General features: G+C 42.8%; 13 protein-coding genes and 2 riboswitches. Of the genes, 7 read left to right on the forward strand and 6 right to left on the reverse strand.

What is annotated here, in order from left to right; all coding sequences use genetic code 11:
• The 3 genes from PJK55_RS14890 to PJK55_RS14900 all read right to left on the reverse strand — a co-directional run.
• The coding region (locus PJK55_RS14890) for an SH3 domain-containing protein (protein WP_271306308.1) at positions 1 to 264 on the reverse strand (264 nt) is incomplete at its 3' end.
• A 323-nt stretch (positions 265 to 587) separates the two neighbouring features.
• Positions 588 to 839: a hypothetical protein gene (locus tag PJK55_RS14895; RefSeq protein ID WP_271306298.1), complete on the reverse strand. Its 252-nt coding sequence runs from the start codon at positions 837 to 839 to the stop codon at positions 588 to 590.
• A 74-nt stretch (positions 840 to 913) separates the two neighbouring features.
• Complete coding sequence (locus PJK55_RS14900; RefSeq protein WP_271306299.1) at positions 914 to 1,585, reverse strand: hypothetical protein; 672 nt, start codon at positions 1,583 to 1,585, stop codon at positions 914 to 916.
• Positions 1,586 to 1,842: 257 nt separating this feature from the next.
• On the opposite strand from PJK55_RS14900, the gene PJK55_RS14905 reads away from it, so the two are divergent.
• Positions 1,843 to 3,108, forward strand: a complete 1,266-nt coding sequence (locus PJK55_RS14905) for a tetratricopeptide repeat protein (RefSeq protein WP_271306300.1) — start codon at positions 1,843 to 1,845, stop codon at positions 3,106 to 3,108.
• 49 nt (positions 3,109 to 3,157) lie between these two features.
• Here PJK55_RS14905 and PJK55_RS14910 read toward each other — a convergent pair whose 3' ends face one another.
• Complete coding sequence (locus tag PJK55_RS14910; RefSeq protein WP_271306301.1) at positions 3,158 to 3,475, reverse strand: hypothetical protein; 318 nt, start codon at positions 3,473 to 3,475, stop codon at positions 3,158 to 3,160.
• Positions 3,476 to 3,672: 197 nt separating this feature from the next.
• Positions 3,673 to 5,514 carry an ATP-binding protein gene (locus PJK55_RS14915; protein ID WP_271306302.1) on the reverse strand — a complete coding sequence of 614 codons (1,842 nt, stop codon included), beginning with the start codon at positions 5,512 to 5,514 and terminating at the stop codon, positions 3,673 to 3,675.
• 237 nt (positions 5,515 to 5,751) lie between these two features.
• Here PJK55_RS14915 and PJK55_RS14920 point away from each other — a divergent pair, with 237 nt between their 5' ends.
• The 6 genes from PJK55_RS14920 (at position 5,752) to PJK55_RS14945 (ending at position 14,102) form a co-directional block, all read left to right on the forward strand.
• Positions 5,752 to 6,357, forward strand: a complete 606-nt coding sequence (locus PJK55_RS14920; RefSeq protein WP_271306303.1) for a flavin reductase family protein — start codon at positions 5,752 to 5,754, stop codon at positions 6,355 to 6,357.
• Between the two features lie 172 nt (positions 6,358 to 6,529).
• On the forward strand, positions 6,530 to 7,480 hold the full coding sequence (locus PJK55_RS14925) for an AAA family ATPase (protein ID WP_271306304.1): 951 nt from the start codon (positions 6,530 to 6,532) through the stop codon (positions 7,478 to 7,480).
• On the forward strand, positions 7,477 to 8,547 hold the full coding sequence (locus PJK55_RS14930) for a DUF58 domain-containing protein (protein ID WP_271306305.1): 1,071 nt from the start codon (positions 7,477 to 7,479) through the stop codon (positions 8,545 to 8,547). Before PJK55_RS14925 ends, PJK55_RS14930 begins: the two co-directional genes overlap by 4 nt.
• A complete protein-coding gene (locus PJK55_RS14935; RefSeq protein WP_271306306.1) occupies positions 8,544 to 10,643 on the forward strand; it encodes a transglutaminase domain-containing protein in 2,100 nt (699 codons plus the stop codon). Before PJK55_RS14930 ends, PJK55_RS14935 begins: the two co-directional genes overlap by 4 nt.
• A gap of 41 nt (positions 10,644 to 10,684) precedes the next feature.
• A riboswitch (purine riboswitch) is annotated at positions 10,685 to 10,785 on the forward strand.
• Between the two features lie 110 nt (positions 10,786 to 10,895).
• Complete coding sequence (guaA, locus tag PJK55_RS14940; protein WP_251127027.1) at positions 10,896 to 12,419, forward strand: glutamine-hydrolyzing GMP synthase; 1,524 nt, start codon at positions 10,896 to 10,898, stop codon at positions 12,417 to 12,419.
• Between the two features lie 134 nt (positions 12,420 to 12,553).
• Positions 12,554 to 12,655: riboswitch (purine riboswitch) on the forward strand.
• Positions 12,656 to 12,743: 88 nt separating this feature from the next.
• On the forward strand, positions 12,744 to 14,102 hold the full coding sequence (locus tag PJK55_RS14945; RefSeq protein ID WP_251125744.1) for an NCS2 family permease: 1,359 nt from the start codon (positions 12,744 to 12,746) through the stop codon (positions 14,100 to 14,102).
• A gap of 26 nt (positions 14,103 to 14,128) precedes the next feature.
• Here PJK55_RS14945 and PJK55_RS14950 read toward each other — a convergent pair whose 3' ends face one another.
• Positions 14,129 to 14,971, reverse strand: coding sequence for a VanW family protein (locus tag PJK55_RS14950; RefSeq protein WP_271306307.1), 843 nt, complete (start codon positions 14,969 to 14,971; stop codon positions 14,129 to 14,131).
• Between the last annotated feature and the right edge of the window lie 254 nt (positions 14,972 to 15,225).

Genomic DNA, 15,225 nt, shown 5'->3' on the forward strand with positions numbered 1-15,225 from the left:
CGTGCCATTGTACGAGACTTTAAACCATGAGCCGTAGGTGCTGATGTACGAAACAGTCGCACCTTTTGGGATTGTCAGAATGACCGAGTAGGCGGTCGAAGCGTTCGTACGTAAGTTCAGGTTAGCGGTTGTGATGTATGTAGAGGCTGCCTCGACGATAGTCGGTTTAATTCCGAAAAAATCAAAATGGGACGGTGTAACTGCTGCCCCAGTCAAAGCAAAGGAAGAACTAATGAATAGTTTTAAACCCCATGAAGAATTCATTTTTCTCAATGTTTAAACTCCTTTTTCCATTAAAATATTTACAGTGACGACGTATATATGTGAATCTTAGTTGTCTCTGTATATTATATAAGTAAAAAGGAAAAAATGGAGGGTAATATATAATTAATTTATATTTTTTTAATCATGCCTTCTACATAAAAAGCGCTATCCCTCTTTATGTATAGAGTTCACGTACTGTTTTCTAATCTATACATTCCTTCAATTTCCCAACAAACATCTAAAAAACAACCCCCAATAATAAAAGTTGACATAACAATCCAACTTTTATTATTGGGGGAGAAAGTGTTTCTTTTAAAAACTAATCATACAATGCGTGGCATTTCGTCTGCGAAAAGGATGACAGGAGCGTCAACCTTAACAATGCGTGGCATTTCATCAGCAAATAATTTGACAGGCTGCTCAACTTTAACGATACGTGGCATTTCATCTGCGTATGATTTAATTGGTTGTTCAACCTTGACGATGCGTGGCATTTCATCTGCCAACGGTTTGACTGCACTCCCTAAAAGTAAAACAGCCGTTGCTAAGAATAATACTCCTGTAATTTTTTTCATTTGAATAACCTCCATTAGATTAATTGTTTATTTGATGAAGCTGTAATTCCTAGTATGTTGAAGGTGCATGTCAATTATATTTTTGTAGATTCTAGTAAGTGACATAAAGCTTCGGATTGTGCGTAGATACGACTGTCTAGCTCGCCACTATATGAATCTGGAGAGTCTGACGGGAAAATAATAACTTTATCAGATCCATTCTCATGAGCTGTTGCTAAGATAGGGACTTGCAGTTGTTGGCTAAATAATGTGCTGCAAAGTGAGTGAGAAAGATCAGCAGAATCGGTTTTATGTTGCGGTTTCCAACAAACGTTCGTCTCAGGAAGAATGTATAAAATGTGTCCTTCTTGAATTAGTTTTTCACATTGGCTTGTTACGAAGTCAGTATCTTGCTCTACACTAATATACTCATAGTCATTATACTGTGTTTCGTAAATGGTTTTGGTACTTCTTTTTAAAATGGAAAGAGATAATTCTGGTCCTAAAATGTATAGCTTTTTAAATGAGTGAGTTTTTTTCAAAGATCTAGCGATAAGTCGGGGTAAGGATTGATAGTAATCAATTTGAAAAGCGTTTACAATAAAACCTCTAGGTGCATTCAACAATGGGGGCAGATTTTCTAAACCTGAAAAATACTGTTTATCTTCAGAAGTAAATATGTCATTCATAGTCGATGCTTGTTTTGACTTAAAGTAAATTTTAGGTTTAATGTAGTCTTCCGCGAGTAGAAAACTTAATTTTCCCATTTGTGATTTCACCCCTTATTCATAGCTAAACGTCAGTGGACTAGTTAAAAAATACTAAAGCATTCGGTAAAAGTTTTTTAACTAGTTCAATATTATCATGCTTTCTATTAATGAAGGGGACGAACAGGTTGGGAAAATCACCGTCAAAAAGTACTGTTATTTAGACCATTTTCTAATCAGTTTCTTCAATACGTGACAAAAAGCCTATTATTAAAGAAACTTAAAATACTTTAGTACTAAGGGAGTTACTAATTGATATGGAACATAATTACGGAAACGTTATTAAAGTAGAGCGCATGAGAAAAAATATGAAGCAGTCCGTTCTCGCTAGAGGCATATGCTCTATTTCCTATTTAAGTAAAATCGAGAACAACCAAACTTCTCCAAGCGAAACCGTATTAGAATTGATCTTTGAAAGATTAGAACTAGACATCCCTCTATATTATGATTTTAGCGAAAAAGTACATCAGGTGAAGTTTGAAATTAGAGAAATTTTAAAAGAAGCAATTCTATCTCGGAAAGAAGAAAATTATTTAAAAAGAATAGAAGAATATAAAACGAATCCTGTGGTACTTCAGTCTAAAGAACTATATATAACACTAATGATTACATTGGCTAGATTTGGTATGACACCGAAAGGCAATTCAAACTATTTAATTGAAGTAGGGTGGATTGAAGATCAACTAGATTTTGATAATAGATTAAGATATGACATTATTCACTGTCTGTATATGTTTCAATATCAAACGGCAGATCGAGAGACGATAATAAATTTGTTAGAACAAATCGGACAAAGATTGAAAAATACAAATATGCCTGATTGGGAAGTAGCAGATATGCATTATATCATCGGGGCATTGTATCATCGATTTACTGATTATTTGCAAGCTATTGAAAATGTACGAGCTTCATTAGGGTATTTTCAGGACAATTTTTGTTTAGAAAGAATTATTGAGTCGCATATGATTATTGGTCTGTCATTTAAGCGTCGTAAACGTTACACTACAGCTCTTGAGCATTACGAAAAAGCTGCAAAAGTCGCTGAGACCGCGAGATTAAATAATTATTTTGGGATGCTATACAACAACATTGGGGACATTCATTTTCTTATTGGTGATCAAGAAAAAGCTCAACAATACTTTTTGGATGGTTTCAATTTAAAAGAAGATAAAAAGAGTAAGCTATTGAGTGTCATGTCACTTCTTGAAGTAAATGTAGCTCAACAAAATATCGAGGGAATCATGAAGTGGTTAGAAACAGGTTATGAGTTAAAGGGTAATGAAGATAATTTAATAGAGTTTCGTTATCATTTTGATATTTACTTGAATAAATATAAATTTGAAGATCACAACGCTTTTATTGAAAGTTTAAAAAGAGCAGTGGGCTATTTTGAAGCGTACGATGAATACTATACGCATAAATACGCTTTATGGTTATCTAGAGAGTTGAGAAACGCAGGGAAATATAAGCTGGCTACTGAATATTATGAAAAAACTGTAGCAATTATGTCACGCTGGGAATAAATAAATAAAGAACTCGAAATCAGTAAGCGTACCGATTTCGAGTTCTTTTTTATGGCGTTGTAAAATAATGCACCGTCCAGACTTGTTCTTGAACAAGACGTTCATCTGTTAAATGACCGTTATGGACTTGCTGCAATAAATGAATCAAGTGTTTTTGGAGATTTCCTTCATGTGAGCCACTGTGCAAAATTTGTTCTTCGCTCGCAATAATATAAAATCCACCAAGTCGCAATGGAATATGTTTTCGAACTAATGCGGCAGCCGTTTGGAACTTCGCCTGCTCCCCTATGTGAGGGACATCGATTTCAAAACGCCCCCATTGTTTAAAATCTCCAATTTCTGAAAAAGGTGGGTCACGATGATCCAATGGCAAGCCCTCCGATCTTAACAATCTCTTTATATTCAGTATATCTTGTTTTCGCTTTAAAACGTGCAAAAATAAATACATAGGGTGTGATTCGTTCCATACTCTTAATTCACTATTTGTGGCTTTCTATATTTTGTAAAAAACTCCTTCTTATTTTTCTGAAAAGGGTTAAAAATAACACGGTCTTTTTGACCGTGTTATTGCATAATATATTCTTTTGTTGTTGGTAACTCACAGATGAAGGTACTTCCTTCTCCGTAGACCGACTCCACGTGAAGTTGACCATCGTGTGCCTTAGCGATTTCTTTACAGATTGCGAGCCCGAGCCCAGTACCGCCAATTTTACGACGATCTGAGTTGTCGACACGATAAAACTTTCCAAAGAGATGAGGGAGAGAGGCGCTTGGAATACCCATTCCGTGATCTCGCACCTTCATCACGACTTGTTCGTCTACTCGTTCGAGTGACACGAGGATGTTCCCCCCGTCTGGTGAGTACTTAATGGCGTTACTTAATAAATTGCCGAGTAACTGACGCATTCCTTCTAAGTCTGCATCGATTATAAAATTCTCTTCAGCATCGGCGTCGATAAACAATTCATGTTGATCAGTCGTTTCTTGATAAAACGTCACACTGTCTGTGGCGAGTTTATACAAATCGACCGGTTCCCATTCAAACGTTTGTTTCCCAGACTCCATTTTTTGGAGGTCCAAGAAATCATTAACGAGATAAGATAATCGTTTCGCCTCATCATGAATCGTTTTTAAATAAAGCTCTCGTCGATTTTCTTTCAAATCACGTGACAACATGAGCTCCGTAAAGCCATAGATTGAAGAAAGGGGCGTTCGCAACTCATGTGATACGGTCGAAACGAGCTCCGACTTCATTCGATCTACCTCGGTCTCAGCAGTAACGTCACGTAGCACAAGCATCGTTCCACGAAGTCGACGATCGCGATAGACGCTTTCGGCATAAAGCTGAATGAAACAATCACCTTGATCGATTGAAATTGTAAGTCCGTCTTCGGGCGTATCTTGTGAAAAGACGCGTTCGAAGTAACGAACGAATTGTTCGTGCTGATCTACGCGTTCTGCGAGTTGCTCGATATCGATATCAATCGCTGACAACTCTTCATACCCTTTATAGTCGAAGTGAAGGTCATCAAACATGCGAATAAACGCGCGGTTTCCAACGACAGTATCGTCTTCATAGTTCACGTATAAAATGGCTTCGCGCACGGAATTGATCAATTGAGCGGTTTCTTTTCGATCTTGTTGCATCTGACGATAAAGTTGCATCCGAAGCAGTGAAATGGCGAGCTGACTAGCGAACGCATTCAGTTCAGACTTTTCACTTGCGTCATAGTGTTCATCGTAACGGGCCAAATATAGGCAACCAATCAGGCTGTTATCTGACGGGTCCATAATTGGGATGACCGTTTCATAAATATAATACGGATACGTGTGCAAGGCATCGACGACCCGCTTTGAAGTAGCTGCAGGCGATTTTGAAATCATGACACGTTTAAGAAGCAGTGATTCCTTTTTGAGACTCTCTTGTTGGTCTTCCGTCATTTCTTTTGGTACGACAGACGTGATTTCTCCGTCTTTAGTGAGTAACAAAGCGCCGAATTCAGACTTCGTGAGTAATACGATTTTTTCGATGACAGAAGAATAATCAAATAAAGATTCTTTCGACGCCAATACTTCGATCAATTCATTACGGTATTGAAGATTCATTTCGTTCAACTTTGACTCTTTAATCACATTTTCGAGTTTTTCTTTTTTCATTTTAAGTCTACTGTTTTGATCGGCCATTCGTTTGATGAGCGGACGCCCAATCAAAAGAATAGCGCTAATGAACATGACGAGTCCCATCATCCAAATCCACCGAAGGGCGGTAAGTTCGAGAGTAGACACATTTCCATCTCGAACAAACCAGGCTCCAATGGCAGTTAAAATGAGACTAAATCCGCATACGCTATATAAAATACTGAGTATTTGACGACTGTTTAGTTGTTCAATCCACTTGCTGATCATTCGTTCTACTTCCTTCCTTGAACATAAAAAACGATAGGCCATCTTTTCCTTGCCCTGCATTTTATGAAAAAGGGAAAGGAAATTGAATTAATTTGCTTACGTGATGTGCATATCTAGCACATAAAGCGATTTACCCGAAATGATTGAAATATACACGTCCCAATCTTCTAGTCGTTGACAAAATCATCAATCATTATTATCTTGAATTTAAGATAAAAAAGCGAGGAGCGTGACTAAATGTTATCCATTGAACCATCCGCTTTAACTGAGCGGGACACGTATAAGTTTTTGATTGGCAGTATTGTACCGCGACCAATCGCCTTTGTAACGACACGTAATGGGGACGTGATCAACGCTGCTCCATTCAGTTATTTCAACGTAGTCGCTTCCAATCCGCCTCTCGTCTCCGTGTCTATTCAACGAAAAAATGGCGTGATGAAAGATACGGCACGAAATGCAATCACGACTAAAGAACTTGTCATCCATGTTGTTGACGAAACGAATGTTCACGATGTGAATGAGACGGCTGCGAATCTTGACGCTGATGAGAGTGAGCTGTCACGTACAACGTTCACAATTCAACCGAGCGAAGTGATTGCGACTCCAGGAATCAAAGAAGCAAAAATTCGATTTGAATGCGTCTTACATCAACATGTACCAATCGAACATGAAGGACAAACGACAGCAGACTTGTTGATTGCAAGGGTTGTCCGTTTTCACATTGATCGGGAATTGTATGAACATGGACGAATCGATGCGAGACAGTTGGCGCCGGTCAGCCGTATGGCCGGGAATAGTTATGCAACACTCGGTGAACTTTTTGATATAAAGCGTCCTGAATAATCGACAAACGTGCCCGTTTTTTCTAAAGAACGAGCACGTTTTTTGGGTAAAGGAATAAGGAGCGTATTTACATGTAGTATTTCTTTCATTCCGATATGCTCTTATGTCACAATAAAGTCAGAACATTCTAACTTCAAGTCATCCTAGATTCAGAGAAAAAGGGGAATCCGTCATGTACCGTCCAACTGTCCAATCGATTATAACTGCCATTGAAACTGTGATTGTCGGAAAAGAAGAAGTCATCGCCAAGAGCCTGACTGCCTTGTTGGCAGGCGGGCATGTTCTTTTAGAAGACGTACCGGGTGTCGGGAAGACCATGCTCGTTCGTACATTTAGCCGGGCAATCGACTTAGATTTTAAACGAATTCAATTCACGCCAGACATGTTGCCGTCTGACTTGACGGGAATCTCGATGTATAACCAAAAAACGAGAGAGTTTGAATATCGTCCTGGACCGCTCATGGGAAATATTATCTTGGCGGATGAAATCAACCGAACTTCACCAAAGACACAATCAGCTCTTCTCGAAGCGATGGCTGAGCGGAGTGTGACGGTAGATGGGGAGTTGAAAGTATTACCTTCACCATTCTTCGTCATGGCGACGCAAAACCCGATTGAACATGAAGGGACATATCCGTTACCGGAAGCACAGTTGGACCGCTTCTTACTCAAAATCGAGATGGGGTACCCGACATTCAATGAAGAAATCGCACTCTTAAGTCGTTTCGAAAAGGAAGAGCCGCTTGATGCACTTCATAGTGTCATAACAAAACAAGAAGTAGAGCTCATGCAACGTGAAGTGAGAGAGGTCCATGTATCGAGTGCCGTCAAACAATACATTGTACGATTGGTGCATGAGTCACGGAAGGATCCCCATACGTATTTAGGCGGCAGTCCACGAGCTACGCTTGCGTTGATGAAAGCGGCGCAGGCGTGGGCGTATATTCATAATCGTGACTTTGTGTTACCGGATGACGTCAAAGCGATGGCGACGAGTGTGCTCGGACATCGTGTCTTGTTGACGGCTGAAGCGCGATATAAAGGAAAAACACCAAATCAATTGATTCAAGGTTGGCTTGATACGTTGCCTGTCCCGATGGATCGTGAGGTCAACGAAGTATGAAAAACTGGATGAAGCTGTTCGTTGTATGGGCGGCGGCATTCGGATTGTACGCATTCGCCCGAATCGAAGGGAGTATCGTTGCTTCAACATTATGGTGGTCGTTCTTGGTGTTGACGGTTTATTGGACGCTCTTTATGATTTATCCGGTCACAGCGGCAAATGTGTCTCGACGAGTCACGACGAAACGTCTCGTCTCCGGTCAATCGATGGACGTTGAATTACGAATCGAACGAAAATATCCTTTTTTGATTGGAATGGTGACGTTAGAAGAACGGTTGCCGCAGCGATTGATTGATGAAGACAAGACAATCATCGTGCCGGTAGATCGTTTCTTTCGACGCGCCGAAGTGGTCCATTACGAGGTCGATGCGATTAAGCGGGGGATTCATGTCTTTGACCGAACGGTTCTTCATGTTCGCGACGTGTTTGGTTTATTCAACCGGAAGCGGACGTTGCGAATCGAGACAGTTGTAGAAGTGTCACCTTCTGAACTTCCATTTGACCTTCCTCGAGATGAACATGTCGGAGGACGCGGCGAACAATATCGTCAAATGCGTACTTACACGGAAGTGGCCAATACGACGAGCGGTGTCCGTGAATACGCGGCAGGGGACCGAATTGGTCGGATTGACTGGAAAGCTTCTGCTCGACGAGGGAGCTTGATGACAAAAACATTTGACCAAGAGCAAGAAAAGAAACTTTCACTCGTATTCGTACCGGCTGTCTCCGCCGGGTATGAGGAGGCGTTTGAACGTTCGTTGTCCTTGCTCGTTGGTGCGATTCGTCAGTTGGAACGAAAGAATTTGCCGTTTGAACTATATGTCATTGAAGAACAGGTACGTCTGTTCCATCTTCCGGATCAAAGTGCAGAAGTCGGACACTACCTGTTGACTGCGACTCCAGAAGCGGAGGGGCGTCTTGTCGAGCGGGTGAAACAGAACATGCCTCAACAAACGGGGGATTTGATTCTAATCAGCCCGTTTGAAACGACTTCGATTCGAGAGCTCATGCATGAAACGCAAGGTAGTTATCACTTATACACAGCTGTAAATGAGGTGACGGGATGAAGACGTGGATCACACGGATTGTATATACAGTGCTCGCCACCTACTTATTGTCTTTTTGGATCGAGCCGATTGTTGGAAGTACAACGTTCGATGTAAGTTGGCCGTTTTATTTCCTTCTGATCGTCCCAATGTTCGTCAGTCTTCTCCCATGGAGTGCATTTCTTGGAATCTCCCTTCTCAATTTCCTAGTTGTGTTATACGTCTATCACGGAAGTATTTTCGACTGGTTTGGCATATGGATGGAAGATTTTATGGGCGTCATAAGCGGGGAATTACCAAACGAGGCGATTTTCTTCTCTGCAATGGCGCTCATCGGTCTACTATTTGCCATCCTTGTCGGACGAACATACCCGAGTTACGGATTCGCACTTGGGATGATCGTTTCGACATTGGGTGTCATGGCTTATTTCGATACGTGGACACTGTATGACGGAGAAGGGAATATCCTTTATGCGATCGTCACCTCACTTCTCTTACTATTTGTCACGGATTTAGCGAAGCGTCCAAGTCAATCGCTCGTACGATTCGTCAGTATCGGTTTGCTTCTCAGTGTCGTCGTTGCGCTTGCGAGTGCCTCTCCGACATTAGAAGGAGATTGGTCCGACCGAATCACAACGAGTTTCCGAAATGCGACAACAGAAGGTGATGGGAACGGACCTGGTCGGGTCGGATATGGTGTGAACGATGAGGCGCTAGGTGGTCCGTTTGAACAGGATGATAGCATTGTCTTTATCGCGCGAGGCGTACCGGCTCGTTACTGGCGAATCGAATCAAAAGCCATCTATACAGGAAAAGGTTGGATTGAGGCACCTGTTTTAGATTCTAACTATAATCGTGGGCAATTGGTCGACTCTGAAGTGGATACAACCTCGGAACAGGCGCTTCTTCGTTTTGATCGTCGTCAAACATTCGTTCCGTATGGGGGAGAGTATCCTCAAGCGACGGAAACAGAGTCAGGCACTGAATTTCGGGTCGGAGATATCGAACAAGCTTTTCCGAACGAGACCATCACAATCCAACCGTCCGGGAAAATTGTGTTTGAAAACGAAAACCAAGCGACGCCACGGACGATTCAACTTCGCTACAGTGTACCAGCTTTCTCGGAAGAACAGCTTGCCTTAAATGAAGAAGTGAGCTCGCTGACAGAGGAGGAAGAACAGGTCTATTTGCAACTACCGGATTCTTTACCAGATCGTGTACGTGACTTAGCTACGGAGATTACCACTGAAAGTGAAACTCCAAATGAGAAAGCAGAAGCGGTAGAAGCGTACTTCCGAAACGGAGAATTTCAATATGATACCGAAGATGTCGCACAACCAGAAGGGGAAACCGATTATGTAGACCAATTCTTGTTCGACACACAGATTGGGTATTGTGATAACTTCTCTACGTCAGCAGCCGTCTTATTACGGGCGAATGGAATCCCGACACGATGGGTAAAAGGATTTACGATGGGTGACACGCGAGGGGTTGTTCAAGGTGAGGAAGAGCATACGATTCGTAACCGTCACGCCCATTCGTGGGTCGAATACTTTATTGAAGGGGCAGGTTGGGTCCCGTTAGAGGCAACCATCAGTTTTTCGGACGCTAACTTACTACAGATGGAACGAGAAACGGACACAGATGACACGACACCGGCAACGAATGATCCGCAGGCGACGCAAGACAACAACGCGCAAAATCGTCCTCAAGAAGATTTATTAATCGATGATGTCACAACAGGTGAGGTACAAGAAGAGTCTCGCAGTATCCCTGTATGGGGGTGGATCGTCATTCTATTCCTCGTGGCCGTCGTCATTTGGAACCGGAAAATCATTGAGCGACAAATTATGTACGTCTGGTGGATGAGTCGCCCGCTCACAGACGGTAGTCTCGTATCGATGCATCGTTATTTGGTGAAGCGACTTCGCGCGAATGGATTTAAAGTCGAAGGGCGTACGCCTTCTGAGCTTGCCAAAGAAGTCGATGCCTATTACGAAACGAACGACATGACGCGCTTGACGGCCTTGTTCGAGCAAGCGGTTTATGCCGAACAAGAACCGAATTCAAAATATAAAGAATATTGGAAAATCATGATTCGCAGAATTATGAGTTGAAGTGGCGGGATGCATCAAGTAAGATAGACGCATTAGTTAGATAATTGAACATGGCATTCCTTCGTATATACTCGTGAATTGGCGCGAGAGTCTCTACCGGACCACCGTAAATGGACCGACTATGAAGGAGCACGTTTCGCATACAAAGAAAAGGGCGTGCTTCTTCTTCGGTTTGGATAATCTGGGGAGAGGCTCGTCCTTTTTTTGAGGAGAAGGCAGAAAGGTGGAGATTTCGTGAAAGTAGAACAAGAAATGATTTTGGTGCTCGATTTTGGTGGACAGTATAACCAGTTGATCACGCGTCGTGTCCGTGACCTTGGCGTATACAGTGAGTTGCATTCACATAAAATGACTGCAGCGGAGATTCGCGAATTGAACCCGGTCGGCATCATCTTCTCTGGTGGACCGAACAGCGTATACGCAGAAGGTGCATATCGTTGTGACCCAGAAATTTTCGAATTAGGTATTCCAATCTTCGGAATCTGTTACGGCATGCAGCTCATGACGCATCATTTCGGTGGTCGTGTCGAACGTGCTGCACACCGTGAGTATGGAAAAGCGACATTGTTCTCAACGCCGGAAGCATCAGCCATCTATAATGGACTTCCTGTTGAACATACAGTTTGGATGAGCCACGGCGACCTCGTCATGGAAGCACCTGAAGGATTCATCGTTGACGGAACGAACCCATCTTGCCCGGTCGCTTCGATTAAAAACGATGAGTTGAAAATGTATGGTGTTCAATATCACCCAGAGGTTCGTCACTCGGAGTATGGGAACGACATCTTGAAAAACTTCATCTATGAAGTGTGTGGTGCTAAAGGTGAATGGTCAATGGAAAACTTTATTGACCTCGAAGTCGAAAAGATTCGTGAAATCGTCGGCGACAAGCAAGTACTTTGTGCCCTTTCAGGTGGCGTTGACTCTTCTGTCGTTGCGGCACTCGTGCATCGTGCAATCGGTGATCAATTGACATGTATGTTCGTCGACCACGGTCTCCTTCGTAAAGGAGAAGCAGATAGCGTCATGAAGACGTTCGCTGACGGGTTTAACATGAAGGTCATTAAAATCGATGCGCAGGAACGTTTCTTGACGAAGTTGGCTGGTGTGTCGGATCCTGAACAAAAACGTAAGATTATCGGAAACGAGTTCATCTATGTATTTGATGAAGAAGCATCGAAACTTGTCGATATGGACTTCCTCGCACAAGGAACGCTCTATACAGACATTATCGAGAGTGGGACAGATACAGCGCAAACAATCAAATCGCACCATAATGTCGGTGGATTGCCAGAAGACATGAACTTCACGTTGATCGAGCCACTCAACACGCTCTTTAAAGATGAAGTCCGTGCGCTCGGTACTGAGCTCGGTCTTCCTGACTATATCGTGTGGCGCCAGCCATTCCCAGGCCCGGGTCTAGGAATTCGTGTACTTGGTGAAATCACTGAAGAGAAACTCGAAATTGTCCGTGAATCAGATGCAATTTTGCGCGAAGAAGTGAAGAAGGCAGGTCTTGAACGAGATATCTGGCAATACTTCACGGTCCTCACACCGATTCGCTCAGTTGGAGTTATGGGTGATGAGCGTACGTACGACTATGCAGTCGGCGTCCGTGCCGTTACATCAATTGATGGGATGACGTCTGATTGGGCGCGCATTCCATGGGATGTACTTGAGAAAATCTCTGTCCGTATCGTCAATGAAGTCAGCCACGTCAACCGTGTGCTGTATGACATTACGTCTAAGCCACCTGCAACAATTGAATGGGAATAAGCCAAACAGAGGGCTCACACCCTCTGTTTTGTCTTAAAGCCGAACATTAACGTTTTTTTTAGATGTAAAATCCGTGAATTTAGTTGACATTCTATTTTCACGCTGATACGATAAGAACGTTCTTATTATAACCGAACAATCATAAAATATTTTGCCGTATAATGTCGGGGATATGGCCCGAGAGTCTCTACGAAATCACCTTAAATGATTTCACTACGGCGAGACATAGATGAGGGTGTATGCCCTCGTATGTTTCGCGTGGGGTCCTCGGTCATTTGCCGGGGGCCTTTTCTCGTTTTACGGCGAGTACAAGGAGGAAAACAAATGAGCACACAGCTCAAGCAAGAACAGCAACAACCTACAACGAGTCGGATTGATCGTTACTTCCAACTCACGGCACTTGGGACGAGTGTCCGCACTGAATTGATTGCAGGATTCACAACGTTCCTCGCAATGGCGTACATCCTTTTCGTGAACCCAAACGTTCTCGGGGCAGCGGGGATGGATACAGGGGCGGTCTTCGTCGCAACAGGACTTGTTGCAGTAGTTGGTTCATTGACAATGGGACTTTTAGCGAACTATCCGATTGCGATTGCGCCGGGCATGGGCCTCAACGCGTTCTTCGCATATAGCGTTGTTATCGGAATGGGTGTGCCATGGCAAACGGCTTTGTCGGGTGTACTCGTATCGGGTCTCTTCTTCATCGTATTGACGCTATCAGGTATTCGCGAAACAATTGTTAACGCGATTCCAGCTCCACTTAAAATGGCAGTGGCAGCAGGGATTGGTTTCTTTATCGCTTTCATCGGATTGAAAAACGCAGGAATTGTTGTAGCGAACGAAGCGACACTCGTAAGTCTCGGTTCACTTGGAACGGGAACGACACTTCTTGCTGTATTCGGACTTGTTGTCAGTGCCTTGCTCATGGCGCGTGATGTAAAAGGTGGAATCTTCATCGGGATGTTGTTGACGGCAATCGTTGGTATGATCTTCGGTCTCGTTCCGACACCGACGGCAATCTCTGATGTTGTGTCAATGCCACCGAGCATGTCATCAACATTTGGTCAAGCGTTCATCAACTTCAGTGACGTATTCACGCTCCAAATGCTGATTGTCATCTTAACGTTCTTCTTCATCGATTTCTTTGATACGGCTGGTACGCTCGTTGCCGTGGCGCGTCAAGCAGGAATCATGAAAGAAAACAAAGTACCGCGCGCAAGTAAGGCGTTAATGGCTGATTCGACAGCAACGGTAGCGGGTGCGATCTTCGGAACATCTACAGCGACTTCATATGTTGAATCGTCAGCTGGTGTTGCTGCAGGTGGACGTACAGGTTTGACGGCGGTGTTCGCAGGATTGTTCTTCGGTTTGGCATTGTTCTTCTCACCTCTCTTGGCGGTTGTGACAGCGCCGGTTACGGCTCCTGCATTAATCATTGTCGGTGTGCTCATGGCTTCGGCTCTTCTTGATATCGATTGGAAGAAAATCGAAATCGCCGTACCAGCTTTCTTGACGATCATTATGATGCCTTTGACATCTTCAATCGCAACAGGAATTGGGCTTGGGTTCATCCTTTACCCACTCATGATGATTGCGAAAGGAAAGACAAAAGAAATTCATCCAATCATGTATGGGATGTTAATCATCTTCTTGGCATACTTCATGTTCTTACCACACGCATAAGTTCATTTGAAAAGCCGGCTCTTCCATTAAGAGTCGGCTTTTTTGTATGCAGTATTTTCAGGTAGGAAAGGGTCATACATCGTGATGGCATGGTTTTCTGTAATGAATTCATTCCGGAGATGAGTGCCATTCATTGAAGTGACCTCTCTGAAAATCTGATTGTGTCGTATTGTCCCTCCCCACCATTCACGGGTGAAATGATGGTTTTCTTCATATATACGATACTGCTCTTTATTCGGGATGGTAGAGCGCCATTCACCTACGAGATGATCTCCCTCTATATATAGAAGGAGTTGATACGTTTGTGCGGTTTGATTTGTAATTTGTAAATCGAGATAATTGTAAGAGCATGTTGCGCCACTTCCGAATGGTTGGTCTCTTCGATAGTCAGGAAACACGTCGTAGCTATGACGATAACGCTCAGTTACAGTCAATGGGCTATGAAGTGTAATCCAATAAATGAGGTTAGATAGTTGGCATAAGCCACCACCGATTCCTGAGGTGACCTTTCCGTAATGCAGAATCATGCCATCGACATACCCTTTTCGTTTGGTGGGCTTTCCGATCATCTTCCAATAAGAAAAGACGTCGTTCGGTGTTAGGATGGCTCCGTTTAAGTTTGCGATTGCGATCTTCAGATTCGTGACTTTATTATGTTGAACTTCCATGTCTACATCGCGTAGCTGTCGATAGAGGGGAGTTCGGTGTGTGAAGATGAGATAAGGCATTGGTTCAATGTTTTGTTTCGAGACGTATTGTCGTTTATCCGTTATCCATTCCAATCGTCGTTTCATTGTGTATACTTGTGTACCAGACCATATTCTAAACGGTGAACGTTTTTTTGGTTTTTGTAAATCGGTTTGGATCATGAATGTGACTCCTTATCGGTTGATAGTCATTATTAGATATAAGTGTATTCTTTAAAGTGATCTGTTCTTCCTTTTAGAAGTTGAGATTCAAACTTTATGAAGATACGAAAAATAATCAAAAGTTTTTTTAGAATAATGCTTGCAAGATTAAAAAGCAGGTGATATAGTTATCTCTGTTGCCAGCGACAAACGTTGAACAAACAAAAAAGTTGTTGACATCAAAAAGAATTAAATGTTATTATCATTTAGTCGCC

Origin of the sequence: Exiguobacterium sp. MMG028, from assembly GCF_027947425.1 — a bacterium.
GTDB classification, from domain to species: Bacteria; Bacillota; Bacilli; order Exiguobacteriales; family Exiguobacteriaceae; genus Exiguobacterium; species Exiguobacterium aestuarii_A.

Coding starts and splice junctions, on each gene's coding strand:
- PJK55_RS14895 (WP_271306298.1), bottom strand. CDS start 839: ATGAAAAAAATTACAGGAGTATTATTCTTAGCAACGGCTGTTTTACTT.
- PJK55_RS14900 (WP_271306299.1), bottom strand. CDS start 1,585: ATGGGAAAATTAAGTTTTCTACTCGCGGAAGACTACATTAAACCTAAA.
- PJK55_RS14905 (WP_271306300.1), top strand. CDS start 1,843: ATGGAACATAATTACGGAAACGTTATTAAAGTAGAGCGCATGAGAAAA.
- PJK55_RS14915 (WP_271306302.1), bottom strand. CDS start 5,514: ATGATCAGCAAGTGGATTGAACAACTAAACAGTCGTCAAATACTCAGT.
- PJK55_RS14920 (WP_271306303.1), top strand. CDS start 5,752: ATGTTATCCATTGAACCATCCGCTTTAACTGAGCGGGACACGTATAAG.
- PJK55_RS14925 (WP_271306304.1), top strand. CDS start 6,530: ATGTACCGTCCAACTGTCCAATCGATTATAACTGCCATTGAAACTGTG.
- PJK55_RS14930 (WP_271306305.1), top strand. CDS start 7,477: ATGAAAAACTGGATGAAGCTGTTCGTTGTATGGGCGGCGGCATTCGGA.
- PJK55_RS14935 (WP_271306306.1), top strand. CDS start 8,544: ATGAAGACGTGGATCACACGGATTGTATATACAGTGCTCGCCACCTAC.
- guaA (WP_251127027.1), top strand. CDS start 10,896: ATGATTTTGGTGCTCGATTTTGGTGGACAGTATAACCAGTTGATCACG.
- PJK55_RS14945 (WP_251125744.1), top strand. CDS start 12,744: ATGAGCACACAGCTCAAGCAAGAACAGCAACAACCTACAACGAGTCGG.
- PJK55_RS14950 (WP_271306307.1), bottom strand. CDS start 14,971: ATGATCCAAACCGATTTACAAAAACCAAAAAAACGTTCACCGTTTAGA.